This window comes from Campylobacter majalis (assembly GCF_905120465.1).
Taxonomy (GTDB): domain Bacteria; phylum Campylobacterota; class Campylobacteria; order Campylobacterales; family Campylobacteraceae; genus Campylobacter_A; species Campylobacter_A majalis.
In genome coordinates this window covers 63,927-86,848 of record NZ_CAJHOF010000006.1, presented here as the reverse complement: position 1 = coordinate 86,848, position 22,922 = coordinate 63,927, and the positions used below count along the sequence as shown (strand labels likewise).

General features: G+C 35.2%; 21 protein-coding genes and 1 other RNA gene. 11 read left to right on the top strand and 11 right to left on the bottom strand.

Annotation, left to right across the window (positions count from 1 at the left end; genetic code table 11):
• Positions 1-124: 124 nt before the first annotated feature.
• From infC to LQU93_RS04415, 4 genes are all read right to left on the bottom strand, one after another.
• Complete coding sequence (infC, locus tag LQU93_RS04430; protein ID WP_229932683.1) at positions 125-643, bottom strand: translation initiation factor IF-3; 519 nt, start codon at positions 641-643, stop codon at positions 125-127.
• Complete coding sequence (thrS, locus tag LQU93_RS04425) at positions 640-2,460, bottom strand: threonine--tRNA ligase (protein WP_229932682.1); 1,821 nt, start codon at positions 2,458-2,460, stop codon at positions 640-642. Before thrS ends, infC begins: the two co-directional genes overlap by 4 nt.
• 129 nt (positions 2,461-2,589) lie before the next feature.
• The gene (locus LQU93_RS04420) at positions 2,590-3,036 is read right to left on the bottom strand and encodes a copper resistance protein CopD (protein WP_229932681.1); all 447 of its coding nucleotides are present in this window, start codon (positions 3,034-3,036) and stop codon (positions 2,590-2,592) included.
• Between the two features lie 63 nt (positions 3,037-3,099).
• Positions 3,100-3,534, bottom strand: a complete 435-nt coding sequence (locus LQU93_RS04415; RefSeq protein ID WP_229932680.1) for a hypothetical protein — start codon at positions 3,532-3,534, stop codon at positions 3,100-3,102.
• 108 nt (positions 3,535-3,642) lie between these two features.
• Between LQU93_RS04415 and ffs the strand changes: the two genes are divergently transcribed.
• The 3 genes from ffs (at position 3,643) to LQU93_RS04400 (ending at position 5,292) form a co-directional block, all read left to right on the top strand.
• Positions 3,643-3,740, top strand: an RNA gene (ffs, locus tag LQU93_RS04410) — signal recognition particle sRNA small type.
• Between the two features lie 83 nt (positions 3,741-3,823).
• A complete protein-coding gene (thyX, locus tag LQU93_RS04405; RefSeq protein ID WP_229932679.1) occupies positions 3,824-4,441 on the top strand; it encodes an FAD-dependent thymidylate synthase in 618 nt (205 codons plus the stop codon).
• A 143-nt stretch (positions 4,442-4,584) separates the two neighbouring features.
• Complete coding sequence (locus LQU93_RS04400; RefSeq protein WP_229932678.1) at positions 4,585-5,292, top strand: CPBP family glutamic-type intramembrane protease; 708 nt, start codon at positions 4,585-4,587, stop codon at positions 5,290-5,292.
• Positions 5,293-5,323: 31 nt separating this feature from the next.
• On the opposite strand, the gene metE is transcribed toward LQU93_RS04400, so the two are convergent.
• The 7 genes from metE to LQU93_RS04365 all read right to left on the bottom strand — a co-directional run bounded on the left by metE (position 5,324) and on the right by LQU93_RS04365 (position 12,905).
• A complete protein-coding gene (metE, locus tag LQU93_RS04395; RefSeq protein ID WP_229932677.1) occupies positions 5,324-7,585 on the bottom strand; it encodes a 5-methyltetrahydropteroyltriglutamate--homocysteine S-methyltransferase in 2,262 nt (753 codons plus the stop codon).
• A 97-nt stretch (positions 7,586-7,682) separates the two neighbouring features.
• Entirely contained in the window at positions 7,683-8,852 is a 1,170-nt protein-coding gene (locus LQU93_RS04390) for a hypothetical protein (protein WP_229932676.1), read from the bottom strand.
• Between the two features lie 60 nt (positions 8,853-8,912).
• A complete protein-coding gene (locus tag LQU93_RS04385; RefSeq protein ID WP_229932675.1) occupies positions 8,913-9,560 on the bottom strand; it encodes a response regulator transcription factor in 648 nt (215 codons plus the stop codon).
• A 2-nt stretch (positions 9,561-9,562) separates the two neighbouring features.
• Positions 9,563-10,237 (bottom strand): cytochrome c3 family protein, encoded by a 675-nt coding sequence (locus LQU93_RS04380; protein WP_229932712.1) that lies wholly within the window; start codon positions 10,235-10,237, stop codon positions 9,563-9,565.
• On the bottom strand, positions 10,234-10,668 hold the full coding sequence (locus LQU93_RS04375) for a cytochrome c3 family protein (protein WP_229932674.1): 435 nt from the start codon (positions 10,666-10,668) through the stop codon (positions 10,234-10,236). The genes LQU93_RS04380 and LQU93_RS04375 overlap by 4 nt, the downstream gene beginning before the upstream one ends.
• 94 nt (positions 10,669-10,762) lie before the next feature.
• Positions 10,763-12,298, bottom strand: coding sequence for a flavocytochrome c (locus tag LQU93_RS04370; protein ID WP_229932673.1), 1,536 nt, complete (start codon positions 12,296-12,298; stop codon positions 10,763-10,765).
• A 232-nt stretch (positions 12,299-12,530) separates the two neighbouring features.
• The gene (locus tag LQU93_RS04365; RefSeq protein WP_229932672.1) at positions 12,531-12,905 is read right to left on the bottom strand and encodes a RidA family protein; all 375 of its coding nucleotides are present in this window, start codon (positions 12,903-12,905) and stop codon (positions 12,531-12,533) included.
• A 163-nt stretch (positions 12,906-13,068) separates the two neighbouring features.
• Between LQU93_RS04365 and LQU93_RS04360 the strand changes: the two genes are divergently transcribed.
• The 8 genes from LQU93_RS04360 (at position 13,069) to LQU93_RS04325 (ending at position 22,697) form a co-directional block, all read left to right on the top strand.
• The gene (locus LQU93_RS04360; protein WP_229932671.1) at positions 13,069-14,409 is read left to right on the top strand and encodes a hemolysin family protein; all 1,341 of its coding nucleotides are present in this window, start codon (positions 13,069-13,071) and stop codon (positions 14,407-14,409) included.
• 762 nt (positions 14,410-15,171) lie between these two features.
• The gene (locus tag LQU93_RS04355; protein ID WP_229932670.1) at positions 15,172-16,071 is read left to right on the top strand and encodes a metal ABC transporter solute-binding protein, Zn/Mn family; all 900 of its coding nucleotides are present in this window, start codon (positions 15,172-15,174) and stop codon (positions 16,069-16,071) included.
• Positions 16,072-16,119: 48 nt separating this feature from the next.
• The gene (locus LQU93_RS04350) at positions 16,120-17,547 is read left to right on the top strand and encodes a HoxN/HupN/NixA family nickel/cobalt transporter (RefSeq protein ID WP_229932669.1); all 1,428 of its coding nucleotides are present in this window, start codon (positions 16,120-16,122) and stop codon (positions 17,545-17,547) included.
• The gene (locus LQU93_RS04345; RefSeq protein WP_229932668.1) at positions 17,547-18,293 is read left to right on the top strand and encodes a metal ABC transporter ATP-binding protein; all 747 of its coding nucleotides are present in this window, start codon (positions 17,547-17,549) and stop codon (positions 18,291-18,293) included. Before LQU93_RS04350 ends, LQU93_RS04345 begins: the two co-directional genes overlap by 1 nt.
• Before the next feature lie 39 nt (positions 18,294-18,332).
• Complete coding sequence (locus LQU93_RS04340) at positions 18,333-19,130, top strand: metal ABC transporter permease (protein WP_229932667.1); 798 nt, start codon at positions 18,333-18,335, stop codon at positions 19,128-19,130.
• 87 nt (positions 19,131-19,217) lie between these two features.
• Positions 19,218-20,222: a Fe(3+) ABC transporter substrate-binding protein gene (locus LQU93_RS04335; protein WP_229932666.1), complete on the top strand. Its 1,005-nt coding sequence runs from the start codon at positions 19,218-19,220 to the stop codon at positions 20,220-20,222.
• Entirely contained in the window at positions 20,222-21,784 is a 1,563-nt protein-coding gene (locus tag LQU93_RS04330; RefSeq protein WP_229932665.1) for an ABC transporter permease, read from the top strand. Before LQU93_RS04335 ends, LQU93_RS04330 begins: the two co-directional genes overlap by 1 nt.
• A 1-nt stretch (position 21,785) precedes the next feature.
• A complete protein-coding gene (locus LQU93_RS04325; RefSeq protein ID WP_336245578.1) occupies positions 21,786-22,697 on the top strand; it encodes an ABC transporter ATP-binding protein in 912 nt (303 codons plus the stop codon).
• Positions 22,698-22,922 lie beyond the last annotated feature (225 nt).

The following is a 22,922-nucleotide window of genomic DNA, read 5'->3' as shown; positions in this document are numbered from 1 at the left end:
TAGTTTGTGTCCTTATATGCCAAATACAAGATATGTGCTAACGCCAAGCAATAAAGCACAAATAATAAACCTATAGTCCTTATAAAATTTGTATTTTGTATAAAAGGGGCAAAGCCCCTTAAGACTATGCTTTTTTGGGAGTTACTAGCATATTGACATAGCGACCTTCGATTAGTGGCTCTTTGTCACGTTCAGCACTCTCTTTGATCATGTCCCAGACTTTGTTTAGCATAACCACGCCAGCCTCTGGACTTGCCATCTCACGACCTTTTAGAAATACGCGAAATTTTACATGTTTGCCATCTTGTAGGAATTCTAACGCATGTTTGACTTTATAGTTTATGTCATTTTGTGCGATTTTGATTGAGAGTTTTATCTCTTTGACTTCGATTACTTTTTGCTTTTTCTTAGCCTCTTTTTGCTTTTTTTCTTGTTGGTAGCGAAATTTCCCATAATCCATCACCTTGCAAACTGGTGGTTTTGCGTCAGGCGCGATTAATACCAAATCAAGCCCAAGTCTATTTGCTATATCCAAAGCCTCAGTCCTAGAGATGACACCATACGTCGTGCCGTCATCTCCCACACATCTAACCTCATTCGCTCTTATATCTTCGTTGAGCAATACGTCATTTTCTCTACTCAAAAATGTACCTCACTAAGTTTCTCCTTCGTTAATTTTACAAAATCCGCTAAGCTCATCTGGCTTTGCGTTCTAGCCTGTCTGTCGCGTAAAGCAATGGTTTCATTTTTTACTTCTTCATCGCCTAGCACAACTATCATAGGCACCCTTTGTTTTTCAGCTGTTCTAATTCGTTTATTTAAACTCTCATTTTTATTTGCTATTTCACTATCTACATTTATCTTTCTTAGCTCGAGTGCTATCTTCTTAGCGTAGTCATTATGAGCATCACTAATAGGCACTATAACCACCTGTGTAGGTGCTATAAAAAATGGCAACTCACCAGCTGTATGCTCTAATAAAATTCCTACAAATCTCTCAAAGCTTCCAAGTAAAGCACGGTGTAACATCACAGGGCGTTTGCGTTCGTTATTGCTATCAATATAGCCTAGATCAAATCTCTCTGGCAGGTTAAAATCTACTTGAATTGTGCCACACTGCCATTTTCGTTTTAATGCGTCTGTGATTTTTATGTCTATCTTTGGTCCATAAAATGCACCACCACCCTCATCGATACCGTATTTTATGCCGTTTTCATCAAGAGCGTCTTTAAGTGCTTTTGTAGCAACGTCCCAAATTTCATCATTGCCAATGGCTTTTTCTGGTCTAGTTGAAATTTCAATATCATAGGTAAAACCAAAGCTTTTCATTATGGCATCATTAAAGCTTAAAATATCAAGGATGTTTTGTTTAATTTGATCTGGCATACAAAAGATATGTGAATCATCTTGAGCAAACTCACGCACCCTAAAAAGCCCATGCAAAGCACCACTAAGCTCGTGACGATGCACCACTCCATACTCGAAAAATTTAAGTGGCAAATCACGATAACTGCGAACATCAGTCTGATAAACCTTAATGTGACCAACGCAGTTCATCGGCTTTATGCCGTATTCAGTCTCATCAATCGTAGTAAAATACATATTTTCTTTATAATTTGCATAGTGTCCTGATTTTTTCCATACATCAGCCTTTAAAAGCTCAGGACCACGCACTGGCTCATATCCACGCTCACGATGTGCCCTGTAAAGTAGCTGTTCTAACTTAGAGCGAAGTCGTCCGCCATTTGGCAACCAAAGTGCTAAGCCACCACCTACTTCTTCGTCAAAATGAAACAATTTCATCTCAACGCCAAGTTTGCGATGATCGCGTTTTTTGGCCTCTTCAATCATTTGAAGGTAGTCTTTTAAGCTCTCTTTGTCAGCATAAGCTGTGCCGTAAATTCTATTTAACATCTCGCGTTTTTCATCGCCACCAAGATATGCACCAGCCACTCTCATTAGTTTGAAAAATTTTAAAAATTTTGTATTTGGAAGGTGCGGACCACGGCACAAATCTTCAAAATCACTTTGTGAGTAGCTCGATACTTCGCCGTCTGGTATGCGTTTTAAAACCTCTTGTTTTAAGTCATCATTTGCAAATTTTGCAACCATTGCAGCCTTTGTTGAGCAGGTTTTTATGATATCGTTTTTTTGCTCGGCTAGCTCTTTCATCTTTTTTTCGATTGCTTTTAGATCTTCTTCGTTTAGTTTTGTGCCATTTTCATCAACCCTAAAATCATAATAAAATCCATCTTCTACATTTGGTCCAACGAAAAATTTTGCACTTGGGTATAGACTTAAAATCGCCTGAGCCATAAGGTGGGCACAGGAGTGACGTATGACATTTAATGCATCTGGCGAATTATCAAAATATATTGGAGTTGCTTGGCTTTCGCGACCTGCGATACTTTGTGTATCGACTATCTCATTGTTTAGTTTGTATGCGATTATCTCGCTCATATGTTTCCTTTTTACTGAATATGTCTTTTTTACATTAAAAGAACGAAGTTAGATTTTATCTAAATGGTTTTTAAAGCTTTCTTAAGCTTATACAAAGAGAGACTAAGTTGTGAAATTTCGAGTGAAATTTCACACAAGATACATGATTTTAGCAAATAGCACAATGAAAAAACCAAACAATAATGCTATGTGATGTATATAGTCTTTTATAAATTTTACTGGCTGTTTTTTAAATATAATTTTCATACTAAGCGAGTAAGATACAAGCACAAAAATCGCAAAAGCCAATATAACCTTTGCCATAAAAATTTGCTGAAGTGAAGTCTGAAAATACCCACCAGCCTTAGAGCCAACCCAGCTACTCATCATCATTCCACCTGTTAGTATAAGTAAAAGTAGCATAAGTGGCATTATCTTAACTGCTTTTTGTCCGATAGCTTGTTTTACTCTATCAAAATCATCGCCCAAAACGCCCCTTAAACGATTAAAAATAACAACATCAAAAAAGATGTAGCCCAAAAGCACAATAGCACAAAAAAGATGCACAATTAACACATACGGATAGATATTTTGCATGATTTTCCTTTAATTTTTGATGTGATTTTATCTATAAATTTTGCATCTTTTCAATGATGTTTATCAAGATTCTCCAAGTATGGTTTTGACTTCAGTTATCAAAAACTCATAAACTCGCTGTTGCACTAATATCTCGTCTTCGCAACCAGTCAAAAAACGTCTAAGGTGTGAAAAATCTATTTTTGAAGCGTATCGCTTGTGTGCTTTTAAATCTTTATCTATGCTTAAAAGCAACGCATCAAGTGTAAGATGATCCTTTTTTTTGACCTTTGCAACATACTCTTTTGTCGCTTTGACTAAGAATTTTTTCCTAGTTTCATCATTTTCGTAAATGCTTCCTGCTATCTCGTAAAGCAATTCAAAATCCTCTTCTTTTGGATCAAGTTTAGCTCCTATCATCGCAGCAAAAACCTTAGCTCTAAACTCAAGCGATTTATGATGATAAACCAAAAGCTCACGAAATATCGATAAACATGTTAATTTAAAATTAAATGGCATTGTTTTTCCTTAGCAAATTTAAAATTATACAATGAAAACATAAATTTCAGGCAAATTTATACATTTACTAAAATTTAAGCAATATTTTAGTATAATCCGCTTCGCTCCTTCTTAGACCTGTGCAATGCTATTTATAAGCACCGCTTCAGGGTGGGAACACAGCAGAGCACTTGTATATGGTGTGTGCCGCAGTCATCTGAGAAGGGGTTTAATATATTCAACTAATCACAAATTTTATCCCTTAAAAAGCAACAAAACGTTAAAATATACAAAAACTTAAAGGCAATTTATGCAAGTTACACTACTTAATCATACCCCATTAAATATATGCTCACACGCAATACGCACATGTTGGCAAAGCTTTGAGCGTGGAGATAATGGTGGCGAAAAAGATATTGAATTAATCGATAGAGTTGGCAATAAAAACAAACATGCAAGCACACTTGAGCACCTTTATTATAACTTCTATATTCAAGGAATTTCACGTGCCTTGCTTCAAGAGTTAGCACGTCATAGAATTGCAAGTTTAAGCGTGAAATCAACCCGCTACACACTAAAAGAGCTAAAAAATGAAGCAGAATTTAAAGATGGTGATTTTTTAAATGCAAGTCGCTATATTGTTTTAACCAACAACGAATTAATCGATAATGCAAGTGTAAAAGCACTAGAAAACCTGCGTAAAATTCTAAGCACAACAACGACAAGTATAGATATAGTAAAATATTGCCTTCCGGAGTGCTACAAAACAGAACTTACATGGAGCGTAAATGCTAGAAGTTTGCAAAATTTCATATCTTTAAGGTCTAAAAAAGCAGCATTGTGGGAGATACGCGATCTAGCACATGCCGTATTTGAGGCATTGCCAAACGAGCATAAATTTATATTTAATGATTGTTTGCAAGACTAAAGTAATCAAAGGTAGTTTTACTACTTTTGGTTTTGATATTGGATGTCTATGTATTAAAATTAACAAAAAATGTAGTTAAATTTATATATTTTAAATTAATTTTAAATAGCCTTTGATAAAATAAGAGTAAAAAGGCATTTTAAATGAAACTTAAATTTCTAAATACTTATGATATTATTATTTTAGCTACTATAATGTTTGCTACAGCAATCTATCAGTCCACCTATGCATTTTTTACGGATTTTGATAGCACTCAAGATGTTTTATTTGGCGTCAATTTAGACACTATTGCGGGTGGCGAGTATAGGCTTATGATAGAAGAGATACTGTTTGCACTGTTGGCATTTTTATATTTAAAATTTCGTAATTTTGATTTTTCTCAGTGGCAATTTAAAATAACGCTAAAAGATAGCCTAATAGCACTTGTAATGTTTTGTAGTGCGGCACTAATTATGGATATTTTTTTATATGTGGCCGAGCTTGTAACCCCAACACAACAACAAGAATACGATATTGCAAATTACTCTTTGCCAATTAATATAAATATTGAACTTATACTAGTTTCTATCATAAATGCAAGTTTTGAAGAGCTATTTTTTATAGCAATTTGCATGAGTGTAAGTAGTGAAAAAATTCGTAAAATTTTACTTTTCTCGCTTATCATTCGCATTAGCTTTCATACGTATCAAGGGATATACTCAGCACTTGGCATTGGTTTAATACTTGGTATTTTTTATTTTGTGATATATCAAAAGGGTTATAAAAATTTATACGGATTTTTTCTATCTCATGCGTTAGCTGATATTTTTGGACTTGGTTTGGTGAATTTTTTATATTTTGAATTTCAATAAAGTAAGCCCACGATATGTGAGCTTACGAAATTTATAGTGAGCGCACTATCTTGACAGCCTCTGTCATATTTTTAAGGCTCGGTTTTACTTCTTCCCATTTTCTTGTTTTTAGACCGCAATCTGGATTTATCCAAAGCTGCTCTTTTGGCAATACCTCAAGAAGTGCTTTGATCTGTTCTACTTGTTCTTGAACACTTGGAACACGTGGGCTATGTATATCATAAACACCAGGACCTACCTCTTGCTTATAGCCTACTGCTTTGAAAATTTTAAGCAGTTCATTGCCAGAACGAGCCGTTTCTATCGAGATAACGTCTGCATCCATCGCTTCGATGGTTTTGATAATGTCGTTAAATTCAGAATAGCACATATGTGTATGAATTTGCGTTTCAGGACGTGCAGAAGCAACTGAAAGCTTAAAGCAATCTACTGAGAATTTTTCGTATGCAGGTATATTTTCGGCTCTTAACGGATACCCTTCTTTAAACGCTGCTTCATCAACTTGTATGATTTTTATACCAGCATCTTGAAGATCTGCTATCTCATCATATATACAAAGTGCAAGTTGTTTTGCTATCTCAGCACGAGGCTTATCATCACGCACAAATGACCAGTTTAGGATAGTCACTGGACCTGTTAGCATACCTTTCATTATCTTATCGGTTTTACTTTGAGCATAGCTTATCCACTCTACAGTCATCGGTTTTGGACGACTTACATCGCCAAATAAAAGAGGTGGCTTAACACAACGGCTTCCATAGCTTTGCACCCAGCCATTTTCACTAAACGCATAGCCCTTTATTTGCTCACCAAAATACTCCACCATGTCATTTCTCTCAGGCTCACCATGCACTAGCACATCTAGCCCACACTCTTCTTGAAATTTCACGCAATCATCGATGTATTTTTTGATATCGATCTCGTAAGCATCTTTGCTAATTAGTCCTTTTTTAAATGCGTTTCTTACCTGTCTTACTTCGCTAGTTTGAGGGAAGCTGCCTATCGTTGTAGTAGGCAAAATTCCATAATTTAAAGTCTGTTTTTGCACTTTAATACGCTCATCAAAGCTCATATCACGCTCAAATTTAGTTAAATTTGCTACACGCTTAGCGACAGCTTCATCGTGTATCAAGCTTGAGTTTGAGCGAGAGTTTGCACTTGCTTTGTTTTCAGTGTAAATTTCGACCTCTTTTTCGTTTAGCTTCTCGTCATTTACTAATTTTGTGATAATAGCAATCTCACTTAGTTTCTCAACGCCAAAACTTAGCCATGATTTTATCTCAGAATTTAGCTTGTTTTCGTATTTTAAAGTGTATGGCACATGAAGCAACGAGCAACTTGAACCTATGTAAAAATCTTTGCCACCAAGCTTAGATGCGATATCTTTTACAAGTTCTACTTTTTTATCAATGTTTGATTTCCAAACGTTTCTACCATCGACTACGCCGGCAAAAAGCACCACATCTGATTTAGCCAAAATCTCAAGTGCGGCTAAATTTTTCTCGCCCCAGATAAAATCAAGTCCAAGTCCGTAAATTTTAGTTTTTACCACTTCATTTACAGCTTTTAAGGCATGTTCAAAATATGTCATAAATATAACCTTTATGCCTTTTACGCTTGTTAATTTTTCATAAACAGGAGCTATTTTATCAACTAAACTATCGCCTTTATCTGTAACAAAAATTGGCTCATCAAACTGAACTACAACTTCGCTATCAAGCTTAGAAATTTCATTAAGTAGCTTAGTATATTGCTCTAAAACACTATCTAGATGAGCAAACGCACAACTGTCATCTGTCGTTTTTGATAGTGCTAAAAAGGTTATAGGTCCTATTAAATTTATCTTAGTTTTTATGCCGTTTGCTTTTGCTTCATTGTATTCAGCTATGATTTTTTCGCTATTTAATGAAAATTTGCTATTGGCATTTAACTCAGGCACAATATAGTGATAGTTTGTGTTAAACCACTTTGTCATCTCCATAGCCACAGCACTATCAGCACCACGTGCCATAGCAAAATATAATTGTTGTCCGCTAAATTTTGCAAAACGCGTCGGAATAACTCCGAGTGCAAAAATCATATCTAACATCAGGTCATAAAAAGAAAAGTCATTGCTTGAAATGAGATCTATACCAGCATCTTTTTGGTAGTTCCAGTGGCGTGTTTTTAGCATCTTTGCCGTAGTTTGCACCTCTTCAGCATTTACCTTGCCACTCCAAAAATTCTCAAGCACTTTCTTAAGCTCTCTTTGCTCACCAATACGTGCAAAACCCGTAACGTAACTCTTTACCATTTTTATCCTTTAATGTTAGAAATGTGCGTGGGATTATACTTTGTTTTTGCTTAAATTCTTATGTTTTTTGGCATAAATGTAAATTGTATGTAAAATTTTACGAAAATCCCATCATTTTAGCCGTCATAAGTTCAGAGCTAACGACTGCAATTTGCATATTTATAGACATTTTTTCGCTATTTTTTGCCTTTAATAGTTGTGATTGCAAATTAGCCAAGCGATTTTCTAAAATTTTAATCAAACTTGATTTTGGATTTATATCTAGCTGCTCTTGTTTTGGTAGCTCAACGCCCAATCTTGTTAGGTTTTGTTGAGTTTCTTTTTTGACAACATCGTCTTTGTTCTTTGAAATTTTAGCAAAATCCATCTGTGCCATAACACCAGCATTGCCATTTTCAAATAAGAAAAATCCGCTTCTTTTTAACTCAGCCAAATTTGCGTTATCATCTAGTGCTTTATAGCTATGCTGCGAAGATATAGAGCCTAGAAAAATCGCACCTATGCCAACCTCGCCAAGCGATAACAATCTCTTGCCATCCTCATCGTTTTGCCAAATACGAAGTTTATTAAAAATTTCATCATTTTCATCTATCCAGCCGTTGCTATCTTTATCATACTTGGTCAAATCCGCATACCCATCACCGCTTTTTGCACCAAACAGCTCATTTGCATCATCAACAACGCCATTTTCATTTAAATCTAGCACCAAAAATGCCGAGTTTGCACCAAGCCTACTTATCTGATCTTTTCTGCCATCTGCATCTATATCAAACTCTATTGTATTATTACTAAGTGTTGGCATAGCACCATCTAGCGTGATCACAAGCGGATCATACATCTGTCTTACTTGAGTAATGTGCGTTAATTGAGTAAAACTACGCGACAAATTTAGCTTTAAATCGACATCTATCATCTTGCCATCGGCTTTGATTTTTGCTTTTGTATGCACTTTTGTGCTTTCTTTCTCGCTATATGTAGCCACCATGTTATTATCAAATGAAGCGGGAGTAAAATCTCTTGAGTTTTCCTCTTTTATGCCTTTTAAAAAATCTATTGTTTTTTGAACAGTTTTTGCTAGCATCTCCATGTTTCTTATGAAAATTTCAGTGCTTTGATCACCTATTTTATAAGTTTTTTCAGTGCCGTTAGGGTCATTTTTATAACTTGCACTCATTGTTGAGTTTTCGATATAAGAACCACTACGAAAATCTTGAGAGCGAAAATCTCTGTTTGAAAACATATCTATATTATAGCTTTGTATTTTCATAACAAATCCTTTATCTATGAAGCTTTAGGCTATATCGGCAATATTTTAAAATTTATTTAGTTATTCTATCTTGTATCCAATGCCACGAATTGTTTTAATCTGCAATTTTGGCACTTTTTGTCGTATCTCTCGAAGAATTGAGCGAATTCTGTCTTGCGAGACATTTTCGCCATTATAAACGTAATGTTGTATCTCGTTAAATGTCACTACGTGAGGAGAATTTTTTGCTAAAACTTCTAAAAATAGACCTTCTTTTTTACCTAGTGAAATTTCTGTATTGTCAAATTTCACGCTCAGGCTAGTTTTATCAAATAAAATATTATTTTTAAACTCAAATTTCGTCCCTAAAAGAACATTTGTGAGCTTAAAAATATGAAATAAAATTTCATCCATCAAAAACGGTTTAACGATAAAGCTATCAACTTTTGCATAATAAATTTTTTTAAAATTTTCGGCTATCGCTTCATCTAAAATTAACATAATTGGGGTGAAATTTTGTGCATCTCTGATTGATTTTATCAGCTTTAAGTCAAGATCTTTTGCTTTCATCTCAAACAGGTATAAATCATAGCTGTTTAAACGCTCTATCTCATTTAAAAATTCTTTAGCAGTTGGCATAGAGCTAACCCTAAAATTAAACCTATAAAGAGCAGCATTTAGGTTAATTTGTAAGTCAAAATCGTCTGAAAGCAAAAGTATCTTTTTCATAATTAATGTCCTAAATTTTTAGAATTTTTTTGTAAAAATTCTCTCTCATCGTCGCTAAGTTTATAGTTGTCATAAAATTTTTGCTTACTTTGTATCTTTTTTTCCATCATTTTTCGCTCATATATCTTATATGTTGGCTTATAATACTCAAGATAATTTCTTAATTCGCCACCATGTCCAACTGTGACGTGACAACTTACACACTTTATCTCTTTATCAGTATTTAGCAGCTTGGCGTAATGAGCGTGCATCTTTTTAGCTTGTTGTGATGAAGCTGTTGTTGTAAGTATATCTGTATGACAGCTCATGCAACCATTATCAAAGACATAATTTTCTTTGTTTTTGCGATTTTTATGCCAGTCAATGCTATCAGGATCGCCAAAAAAGTGAATATAACCTTCAACTATGCCATTTTTTGCCTTTGTTAAGACATACTTTGCAAGATTATCATGTGGTATATGACAATCCACACATTTGGTTTTAATGCCATTTGCACCCTTGCCGCTATGAATGTCGTGTTGATAACTCATAACCATAGGCTCCATTTCATGACATACCACGCAAAATTTATCCCCACTTGTCTTATCAAGTGCATAATGAACAGGCAATACAACCATAAAACCAATTATACCACTTATAAATACAATAAGTGCTAGAAATTTTTTAGAAATTTTCATGGTGTTACCCCCATCCATTGTGGAACCTCGTGCTCGTGACACTCGATGCACATATTAGTTGATTGCTGATGTTCAAAATGGCATTCATCACAATAAAGCGTAGGACCGTCATGCACTGAGTTGTGTGGATTTGCCTTTAGTGTATCCATAAATTTTAACCTTTTTGCCATAAACTGTTTAGACTTATGGCAACTCATACAGCCATTATCGCCGATATTTTTAAATTTACTTGGATCATCGCCTTGATTTACGTGACAATCTACGCAATCAAATGCTAAATGCTCGTGATGAGACTTTATAGGGTATTTTACTCTCATCTCATCTGTGATGATGACTTTTTGTATATTTAAACTACCAGTTTTTGTATCGCTACCAAAAGATAGTGTTATACAGGCAAAAAGTGTCAATAATAAAACTTTAACTACCTTCATGTTTTTCTCTATGTTAAATTATCGTATAAAATGGTATTAATATAAACACTATAAATAAAACGTAGCGATAAACTATACCGCTACGTTAAAGTGTTTAGATATTTTCTCCAGCTATCATGCCAAAAACTACACAATCCGTAACCGCAACCGTTCCTAAACGACTAGCGCCATGTGTTCCACCAGTAATCTCACCTGCTGCATAAAGTCCTGCAATAGGCTTGTTTGTCTTAGAAGAAAGCACTTGTGCTTTTTCATTTATCTTTAATCCGCCCATTGTATGGTGTGGTTTTGGCGATAGGCGAACTGCATAAAATGGTCCTGCTTCGTTAATCGGCTCAAGCCCAGCTACTGGTTTGCCAAGCTCATCTTTTCCAGCTTTTACACCTTCGTTATACTCTTTAACAGTCTGCTTTAGTGCATCAGCTGGTATGCCATACTTACTAGCTAACTCATCTAGTGAGGCACATACGCCTACTAATTTACCGCTTGACATACCTTTATCAATCACATCTTGGCTTAAATCTCTAAAGCACTTGTCATCGCCAAAAGTTACTGGATATTTGCCAGGAGCCTCTTTTAAAATTTTAAACTCTGCATCTGCACGGCGTTTTCTATCGGCTAACTCGTTCATAAAACGCTTACCATTTCTAACATCAACCGCGATACCATACTTAAATGTGCCTTGTTGAGTTAAGATAGGTCCTGTGCCAAATCCTCTCTCATCAGGACTAGCCCATGGTCCAAACTGAATCCAATCAATCTGCACTGGAAACGCACCAAGCTCAAACGCTTTTAGCATCGCACCAGCTGTTGCACCAGCGTGATTTGTGCTATCTGCATCATCAGCAATTCTTGGATCTTGTAATTTTCTAAAAATTTTATCATTACCAAAGCCACCACTTGCTAAAACAACACCTTTTTTGGCTTTTAAAATTTTCTTAGTTCCACTTGTATTTTCTAAATCATCGCTAAATAGTTTATTGTCAAACTTATAATCTTCGCGAATTACAACACCAACAACCCTATCGCCATCAACAACAAAATCATCAAATTTTGTCCTGCGTGATAGCTTACAACCTTCAATCTTTTCAAATAACTCAACCATTGGCTGAACTATGGCTGAGCCTGAGTCGTTTGCAGTTAGGACAGATCTTGGCACTGAGTGACCACCAAAGTGAGCACAATGCGTTGTTTTAAACTGACAACCACACTCTTGCAAAAATTTAAATGCATCTGAACCACGATCGGCTAATGTCTGAAGTAGCTCTGGGTGATTTATCTCTAAACCAGCCTTTAAGCAATCTTGTATAAATAGCTCTTTGCTATCCTTTATACCTGTTTTGGCTTGGATTTCATTTACTGGGACACTCATGCCGCCGCCGTTTATTACTGAGTTGCCGCCTACACGACCCATTTTTTCCAAAATGATTACTTTGTTGCCTTTTTGGGCTGCCTTAATCGCAGCTGATAGACCAGCAAAACCTGAACCTACAACTACAACGTCCCACTCTTCGTCAAAAGTAACATCGCTAGCATTAATACCAGCATTTGCATTTATGCTACTTATAGCTAAAGCACCAGCACCAACCATGCTCATTTTAAGCATATCGCGTCTTGACATATTTTGCATTATGTTCTCCTTTGTTTAAGTTTGGCTTGGATAATTATATAACAAAGGATATGTGATTAGCGTGAGAAATCTGAAAAATAAATTTTCATAAAATTTACTTTAGAAATGGCTAAAAATAGGGACTTTTAAAGAGTTAGTAATATTTTTGTGACATAAAATTTTATAATTTTATTAAATTATTTAATAAATTTTAAATATTAAGGGTAAATAGGTGACAAACTGCCACCTTAAATTATAAACTTGCAATACTTTCTATCTCAACAAGGGCATTTTTTGGAAGAGTTTTTACCGCTATTGTGCTTCTAGCTGGAAATTCTCCATCAAAAAATTTCGCATATATCTCATTAACTTTTGCAAAATCATCCATGTTTGCAAGAAATATCGTAGTTTTTATGATATTTGACATATCAAGATCAGCTGCTGCTAATATGGCTTTTATATTTTTTAAACTCTGCTCAGTTTGGGCTTCAACGCTATCTCCAGCAAACTCACCATTTGGCAAAACACCAAGCTGACCTGAAGCAAACAAAAATCCATTTGCTAAAACAGCCTGAGAGTATGGTCCTATCGCTTGTGGTGCGTTGTTTGTGTGAATTATTTTTTTCATGCCTATGTCCTTTTAATATGAAATTATTTTATTATTTTACATTAAAATTTTAAAAAAAATTATTAAATTTATTAAATTTTTGATTTACTATGTCTATTAAATTTGTTCTAATCTTAAATTTTTGCTATAATTGCCAAAAATTTAAAATATAAGGATTTATGTCTTGTACCCCAGTAGCGACAACTCGCTTTTAATGATCGCTTTAGCGATATTTTTTATCTTGCTTAATGCCTTTTTTGTTCTGTCAGAATTTGCCCTTGTTAAAGTGCGTAAATCTCGTCTTGAAGAATTAATTAAAGAAAAAACTCCAAATGCCAATTTAGCCTTTGATATGTCAAACAAACTTGACACATACTTATCAGCTACTCAGCTTGGCATTACACTTAGCTCATTGGCACTTGGTTGGATAGGCGAACCAGCTGTTGCAAGATTGCTAGATGAGCCACTTGCGAAGTATTTTAACGCAAACGAGATAGTGCTTCACAGCGTAAGTTTTGCCATCGCATTTACTATAATAACGCTACTTCATGTAGTTGTTGGTGAGCTTATACCAAAATCCGTAGCCATAGCAAAAGCCGAAAGCTCAGTGCTAAAGATAGCCAAGCCTTTACATTTTTTCTGGTTTATTTTCTCGCCTGTTATTAAAACATTTGATTTTTTAGCCGGACTTGGACTAAAAATGCTTGGCATAAAACGAGCCAAAGAGAGTGATATCGCACACTCAGAAGAGGAGATAAAAATCATCGTTGGCGAAAGCTTAAAAGGCGGTGTTCTTGATAGTTTTGAAACAGAGATGATAAAAAATGCCGTTGATTTTAGCGATACAGTAGCAAAAGAGATTATGACGCCACGTCGTGATATGGTATGCATAAACAAACAAACAAGTTTTGATGAAAATTTAGCCGTGGTCTTTGAGTCAAAATATACTCGCTATCCATATATAGATGGTTCAAAAGATGTGATTTTAGGCTTTATTCATATACGTGATATACTAGAGCTACATTTTATGCGTGATGATGAGAGAAGTTTTGATAGTATCGTAAGGCAATTTTTAATAATCCCAGAAAGCCTGTCTATATCTAAAGCGATAACTATGATGAATAAAGAGCAAATTTCAGTCGCACTTGTGGTTGATGAGTATGGTGGAACATCTGGAATGCTTACAATGGAAGACATCATGGAAGAGGTGCTTGGAGATTTAAATGACGAGCATGATGAAGCACACGCTGAATATAAAAAGATAAAAGAGCATATATATGAATTTAGTGGTCGTGCTGATATAGAAAGTGTTGAAGAGGTGCTTGATATAAATTTTGACGACGAAACAGATCAGGTAACAATTGGCGGATATGTGTTTAATCTCATAGGTCGTTTGCCTGTGGTTGGTGATAGAGTAGAGGATGAAAACTGTCACTATGAAGTTCGCAAAATGGATGCTTCAAGCATACTAAGTGTAAAAATACGTAAAAAAATAAACAATGAAAGTGACGAAAATTTAAATTAACTTTGATTAGTGAAATGTAAGATTATGGCTAAGGCTTGATAAGTGCAAAATTTAAAATTATATCTCTTAATAATATTAAAACTTACAACAAGATGTGAAAAACTAATATAACGGACAAAGCTATAGGTTGTTTCATACAAGTCAAGTAAATACAAGTATGATATACTTGTATTATAATTTGTGCAAAAACTTTTAAAAAATTTAATTGTTAATTGCAATGCAAAAAACACAAAAGCTTTGCTATGATTGTTACTTTATAATAAGCAAATGAAAATATCGCCAAATAAAAAGTTGCCCTTATTTTGCTTATGATCATCGCACAATAGACTATTGCAAAGACAAAATGGTAAAATTTAGAAGTATTAAGAAAAAAATTCATTTTGTATCTAATGGTATAAATTTATCAAAAAATCTATTGTTTTGATTATAATTATAACAAAGATGAAGTATAAATTTTTAAAAAATCAACAAAGAGCTTGCAAAATAATAAGACAAAGATATAGTCAAAACTGACTGAGTTAAATTTGCTCAAATGTGCTTACTATGCATTATCATAAAGTAATTTGATATCTTAATATTTTTTGTGTTTTAATGCTATCGTATATACTCTGCTTTGTTTAATTAATGCTTAAAACGACTTTATAGATCACTTTTTGGCAAATTATCATCATTTTGATGTAGTTTTAAATTTTAAGTGGCAACTTAGTTGCACTTGGCTATACTTTTGAGTTTCAATTTCAAAATTCAAATCAAGGATTAAAGATGAAAAAAATTCTATCTTTGTTGGCAATTTGTGCTAGTCTGACTTATGCTAAGCCGATAGTTACCGCATCTATACTACCTACAAAATACTTTGTTGAGCAAATAGCTGGTGATAGCGTGAGTGTAAATGTGATGGTTGAAAAGGGTGCCGATCCACATACATATGAGCCAAAACCAAAGCAGATGAAAGAGCTTGAAAAATCTGAGCTTTACTTTGCTATAGGGATTGAGTTTGAAGATGTTTGGCTTGATAAATTTCGTCAAAACTATCCAAAACTACAAATCATAAACACTCAAGATGGAGTTAAAAAAATCATGATGGATGAAGAAGATGAAAAGCATGGTATTCACCACGATCACGATGACGCTCATCACCACCACGACGGCGAAGGCGGATGCTCTCACAGCCACGGCGGACTTGACCCACATATTTGGCTGGAGCCTGAGCTAGTAAAAACCCAAGCTACAAACATAGCTAAGGCACTAAGTCAAAAGTACCCACAAAATTCTAAAATTTACGCTGATAATTTGGCAAAATTTTCAGCAAAACTTGACGAGCTTGATGGGTATATAAAAGATAAATTAAAAGACATCAAAAAACGTGAGTTTGTAGTGTATCATCCATCATGGGGATACTTTGCTAACCGTTATGATTTAGTGCAAGTCTCAATAGAAATGGGCGGCAAAGAGCCAAAACCAGCGCAGTTAGCAAAGCTAATCGAAAACGTTAAAAAAAGTAGAATCAAAGCGATATTTGTAGCACCACAGTTTTCACAAAAATCAGCAAAAGCAATAGCAAAAGAGAGTGGTGCAACAGTAACTGAGATAGATCAGTTGCCATACGAGTGGTATGAAACCATGAAAAAATCAGCTGACGCAATCGCTGATAGCTTAAAATAAATATTTTTATAGTAAAATGGCTATCTTTTTTACTTTTAAAGGACGATTTTGAAAGCATTTTTAATAAGCATAGCCATTTTTATAAACTTAAACGCATGTGCTTTGTGTGCGTTATATAGCCCAACCTCGCACGTTACAACCGAATATGAAGTAAGAGAAGACAGGCTTAGTGGAGTTAGCTTTACTTGGGCTTTTTCTGAAAATTTCACAGAGATAATGCTGCAAAGCTTTGATATAAACTACGATAGATATTTGGATCAAACCGAGCTTAAAGAGATACTTCGTGGGCTTCTTGATTATCTAGTGCCAAATGACTTTTTGACAAAAATTTCATACTACTACGACGACGAAGAGGCAAAAGATGTGCTTATAAAAGTGCGAGATTATGATATGAGTTTTGATGATAATCGCTTGAAATTTCGCCTAGATATCGACTTAGATATAGCCATAAAAATGGGGCTTGTTATATCAACTGAGATGTTTGATAAAAATGAGTTTTTCTACTTTACATTTATGGATGAAAAGTCTCGTGAAATTACACCAAACATATATCTAACTCAAAATGCAAATGGCAATATTAATTTTTTTAAATTTACAACCTATGAAAATGCCAAAAAAGATGATAATAAGCCACGCTTAAGCGATGTGATAAATCCACAAAATGAGTATGCATATATCGACGAAATTGATGCTGCTAAATTTGATCAAATTTCACAAGCAAGTCTTAGCTTTTTGGACAAAATAAAGCAAATTTTTAAACAAAACAAACAAAATCCAAGTGTCTTTTCGCTGTTTATGATACTGTTTTTTTCATTTGTATATGGATTTTTACACGCTGCTGGTCCAGGACACGCAAAGCTTTTAACTGGATCATATTTTTTAGCAAATGGCGGTGGCTATACCAAGGCATTAGCCTTTGCTTTAAAGGTTGGATTTTTACATGTTTTGGGTGCTTTTTTAATGGTGCTTAGCGTATTTTTTACACTAACGCAAACGGCACAAATTCTATCCAAAGACGCTGCTAAAATAAGCACTTTTGTATGTGGCATAGCTGTTATTATAATTGCTTTGTTTATGATGTATAAAAAACTTCAAAAACCAAAAATAAAATGGTCCGCTCACGCACCAAGCTGTCAATGCTCTAGCTGCAAAGCACTAAATGCTCCAAAAAACAACAAAAAAGAGTGGTTAGTAGCGGCTAGTTTAGCCATCGTGCCATGTCCTGGCGTAATACTTGTGTTTATACTAGCTTTTGAGCTTGGTAGTTATGTAAGTGGGATTTTAAGTGGCGTATTTATGGGGCTTGGCATGAGTTTGGTTATATTTTTGGCTGCAATTTTAGGACAAAAACTAAACCAAAATATACTTAATAAATATAAAAATTTCAAAATTTATGTTGAAATTTTCGCTCTTTTAATTATGATAATACTTGGAGGGTTTATGATTTATACCTCATTTAACACTGGAGTATTTTAATGATTGATATAAGCAGTTTAAATTTTGGATATGATAACGAAGCGGTATTAAAAAACATCAATCTTAAATGTAGCAAAAACGACTTTTTAGTCATTATTGGACCAAATGGTGGTGGCAAAAGCACTCTTTTAAAAATTATGCTTGGTTTGCTTACGCCAAAAAGTGGCAAGGTTGAAATTTTATCGCAATCACCAAATAAAGTTAGTGAAAAAATAGGCTATGTCCCGCAGGTATTTTTGCCAAATTCTAATTTTCCAATACGCGTTGTTGAGGTTGTTTTAATGGGGCTTATAAATCAAAAACGTTTTGGATTTTACACAGCTAGCCAAAAGCAACAAGCCATAAAAGCCTTAGAAATGGTAAATATGAGCAATTATGCCAATCACAAAATTTCACAACTAAGTGGCGGACAAAAACAGCGTGTTTATATAGCTAGAGCATTGTGTGCAAAAAGTGAAATTTTAATGCTTGATGAGCCAACGGCAAGTATCGATGCAAAAACACAGGCTGAAATTTACGCACTTCTTAAAAATTTAAACGAGCAAGGTGTCGGCATAGTGCTAATAAGCCACGATGCAAATATTGCACTTAGCTTTGCTACAAAAGTAGCCTATGTCAATAAAACTTTGCATATTCACGACATTACGCCAAATATAAACAAACAGGAATTTATAGCTCATTTAGCAAAAGAACACAGCCATTTTTGTGATGTTGAGATTGCATTGCAGTCGTGCTCTTGCAAATAAAAGTAAATTTAGATTAACTAGTTTAGCAAAGGATGAAAAGTGCTAGAAATTTTATCGATGAATTTTATGCAAAATGCACTACTTTCTGGAATTTTAGTAAGTGTTGCATGTGGGATTATAGGCTCACTTGTAGTTATAAACAAGATGGGTTTTATAGCTGGAGGCATAGCACATGGTGCATATGGCGGCATAGGCATAGCATTTTTTCTAGGCTTCTCTCCGCTTCTTGGTGCTTCGGCATTTTCGCTACTTTTAGCAATTATTATTGCATATATCACACTTAAAGATAAAAATAAAATAGATAGTGTAATAGGGGCAATTTGGGCATTTGGTATGGCATTTGGTATCGTTCTTATTGACCTTACTCCGGGATATAATGTCGATTTGATGAGCTATTTATTTGGTTCTATTTTAACAGTTAGTGATATGGATATTTTATTTATGCTTGGGCTAGATATATTTTTTATAGCGATTACTACACTGCTTTATAGACAATTTGTTGCGATTAGCTTTGATATGGAGTATGCCAAATTAAAGGGCATAAGGACAAATTTTCTTTATTATGTTATGGTTTGCATGATGGCGCTTTGCGTTGTAGCAACTATCCGTGTAGTTGGGCTGATTTTGGTTATTGCACTACTTAGTATAGCACCACTTATCGCTGCTGGTTTTACAAAACGTCTTGGTTCTATGATGGTTTTGGCATCTATTATTTCTGCGATATTTTGTATTTTGGGACTTATGCTTAGTTATTATTATGATTTAACAAGTGGTGCAAGCATTATACTAATAGCATCAATTTGTTTTTTTGTTTTTGCATTTTTAAAACGTGTATAATTAATTTTTACAAAATTGATAATTAATATTGCTATAAGATACTTTTGTTACAATCCTGAAATCCAAATTTCAAAACAAGGATTACAAATGAAAAAACCCATTTTGGCACTTTTGGCACTTGCTTCTTTTGCACTAGCAAATGGCGAGGTAAATATCTACTCAGCACGTCACTACGACGCTGATAACCTATTATACAAGTTGTTTGAAGAAAAAACAGGCATAAAAGTAAATGCCACACAAGCACGTGGCGGAGAGCTGATTAAAAAGCTTGAAACTGAAGGTGCAAGCTCACAAGCTGACATTTTCATCACAGCTGATGCTGGGAATTTCCACACTGCAAAGCAAAAAGGCGTTTTACAGCCGGTAAAATCAGAGGTGCTAAACAGCATAATCCCTGAAAACTACCGCGACGATGAAGGCTACTGGTATGCCATCTCAAAACGTGCTAGAATCATCGCATACGATAAGCGTGACTTTGACGCGAGTGGCATTAAAAACTACGAAGATTTAACAAAACCAGAGCTAAAAGGCAAATTGCTAATTAGAAGCTCAACCGCTCCATATAGCAAGTCACTTCTTGCTACGATCATCGAAAATGACGGCAAAGACGCAGCTATCGCGTGGGCAAAAGGCACACTAAACAACCTTGCACGTGATCCAAAAGGCGGCGATAGAGATCAAGCTAAGGCAATTTATGCCAAAGAGGGCAAAGTGGCTGTGATGAACACTTACTACATTGGACTTTTACTAAACTCACCAAAACCTGAAGATGTCGAGGCGGCTAAGGTTTTGGGCGTGATTTTCCCTAATCAAGAAAAGTCAGGCACACACGTAAATATCAGCGGTATTGCTCTTACAAAAGCGTCTAAAAACAAAGAAAATGCGATTAAATTTATGGAGTTTATGGTAAGCCCTGAAGCTCAGAAAATTTTCGCAGGTATCAACTACGAATACCCTATCAACAAAGAGGTTGAGCCACACGAAGTTATTAAAAATTTTGGCTCATTTAAAGAGGACACAACTCCACTTTATAAAAGCGTGAAAAACACTAACGAAGCGATCAAAATTTACGATATGGTCGGCTGGAAATAGTGAGAAACTTTGGCATAAAATTTTGGGCGATACTCATCGCCCTTATTATTTTAATCCCCATTTTTAGCATATTTTTTGAAGTCGCACTCGGCGATTATTCGCTACTTTCGCACTTCTTTGAATATTTATTTTTAAGGTATATCAAAGATACTTTTATAGTAAGCATTGGTGTTTTAAGCCTTAGTATCGTTATCGCTACCATTTCTGCGTGGCTGGTAGCAAACTATCGCTTTTTGTTTTCGAGGTTTTTTGAATATGCCTTAATGCTCCCACTTGCCATTCCGGCTTACATTTTTAGCTTTTGCTATGTTGGCATTATGGAGCATGGTGGATATTTTCACCAAATTTTTGGCACTCGGTTTGATTTTATGAACGTTTATGGGGCGATTTTCGTGCTTTCGCTCTCGCTTTATCCATACATTTATATGTTTGCCAAAACATCTTTTAAAACGCAGTCTCAAACACTTTTTGACACTTGTGTAATCTATAAAATTTCACCATTTGCGATGTTTTATAAAGTCGGTATTTTCATCTCGCGCCCTGCCATCATCGGTGGTGCTATGCTCGTGCTTATGGAAACTCTTAGCGATTATGGTACGGCTGCGTATTATGGGGTGCATACCTTTTCAGCTGGGATTTTTAAGCTCTGGTTTGATCTAGTGGATAGTTACTCAGCGTCATTTCTAGCCGGAATGCTGATGATTTTTGTATTTATCTTAATGATAATTGAGCATATAAATAAGAGTAAAAAATCATACAGCTTTAACACTCACAACACCTCATCCTTCACTCAGCCAAAAACTCTAAGCAAGACAGCTGAAATTTTTGCCTTTTTGTGGTGCTTGGTGGTGTTTTGCTTGGCGTTTTTCTTTCCATTTATGTGGCTACTTTACTGGTCTGTGGCGACTATTGATAGCTTTAGCTTTGAGTTTGTTAAGATGGCGTTAAACTCGCTTGGCTTAGCCGTGCTTGCCGCGGTTTTAATCACAGCCGTTAGCTTTTTCTTAGTCTTTGCAACTAGGATCATAAAAAACAAAAACTTTAACACATTTTTACTCAAATCAACCTCGCTTGGATACGCCTTGCCGGGTGCGAGTGTGGGGCTTTGTATCATGATAGTTTTTGGCTATTTTGATAGAAATTTTAGCACAGGATTTTTAGCAAGTGGCTTTTTTGTGCTGATTTTTGGCTATATCGTGCGGTTTTTAGCCACCTCAGTTTATGCACTCGAGAGCGGTTACGCAAAGATACCAAGAGTGATAGATGATGCGAGTTTGCTTATGAATAAAAGTAAGTCAAAGCTCTTTTTTGGTGTGCATTTTAAGCTTTTAAGGCACTTTTTCTTTTTATCATTAATCGTGGTTTTTATAGACATTATCAAAGAGCTTCCGCTCACGCTCATACTAAGACCGCTTGGCTTTGAAACGCTAAGCATTAGGGCGTTTTTTTACGCTTCGGATGAAAGGCTTTATGCGGCTGCGTTGCCGTCGTTTTTGATAGTGTTTTTATCGCTAATCGCCGTTGTTTGGCTCGAGCTTATATCTAGGAAAAAATATGACTGAAATTTTAAAAATATCAAATTTAAACAAAAGCTTTAACGCTCAAGAGGTGCTAAAAGATGTGAGTTTAGAGCTAAAAGAGGGTGAAATTTTAAGCATTTTGGGCGAGAGCGGATGTGGTAAAAGCACATTGCTACGCATAATAGCTGGGCTTGAGGTAAGTGATAGCGGACAGATCGCAGTCAAAGACGGCGTCGGAGTTGCTATGATGTTTCAAAACTACGCTCTTTTTCCACATTTAAATGTGCGAGAAAATATCGCCTTTGCCCTGCATCAAACGCCAAAAAGTGAGCGAAACGTTGTCATAGATGAGTTACTTAATAAATTTCAAATCACGCAGATAAAAGATAAGATGGTTGATAAAATTTCAGGCGGACAGGCTCAACGTGTCGCATTTGCAAGGGCTGTGGCAAACAAAGAGAAGCTACTTTTGCTAGATGAGCCGTTTGCAAATCTCGATCACAACCTTCGCCACACTTTAAGGGTAGAGCTAAAACAGATGATAAAGCAAAACGGCATAAGTGCCATAATGGTGACGCACGATAAAGAGGACGCTTTTATGTTAAGCGATAAGATAGCCCTTATCAAGGCTGGTAAGGTGCTTGATGTAGATACGCCAAAGAAACTGTATTTTCATCCAAAAAATTTAGAAGTGGCGAGATTTTTAGGGCAGATAAATCACGTAGATAATTGTGAAAATTTACCGCATGAGTTTGCACAGTGGCTAAAGGATAGAAATTATATGTTTCGCCCTGAGCAAGTCATAGCTGGTGATAGATACGAGGCAAAGGTGCTAAGTGCTAGATTTTTAGGAGCATTTTACGAGCTTGAACTTGAGTTTATGGGTGTTAAATTTAAAGCGTTGATTAATTCAAATTGTGAAATTTCAGATACATTTAAGTTTGACTTGCTTTGAAATTTAAACTAAGCAAAGTCGTAAATGTAAATTTAGCCACCACTTGCAAATTTACCTATCTTTGTTTGTAGGTGGTTTAATATATCGCATAAGTAATTAATGTAAATTTATCGCTAATCAAAAAGTAAAACTCATATTTTTTAAACAAAAGAATAATAAAAAATGTTAAATTTTATTGACAAATAATACTAATTTTATTAAAATAACACGAAACAAACTTTAACA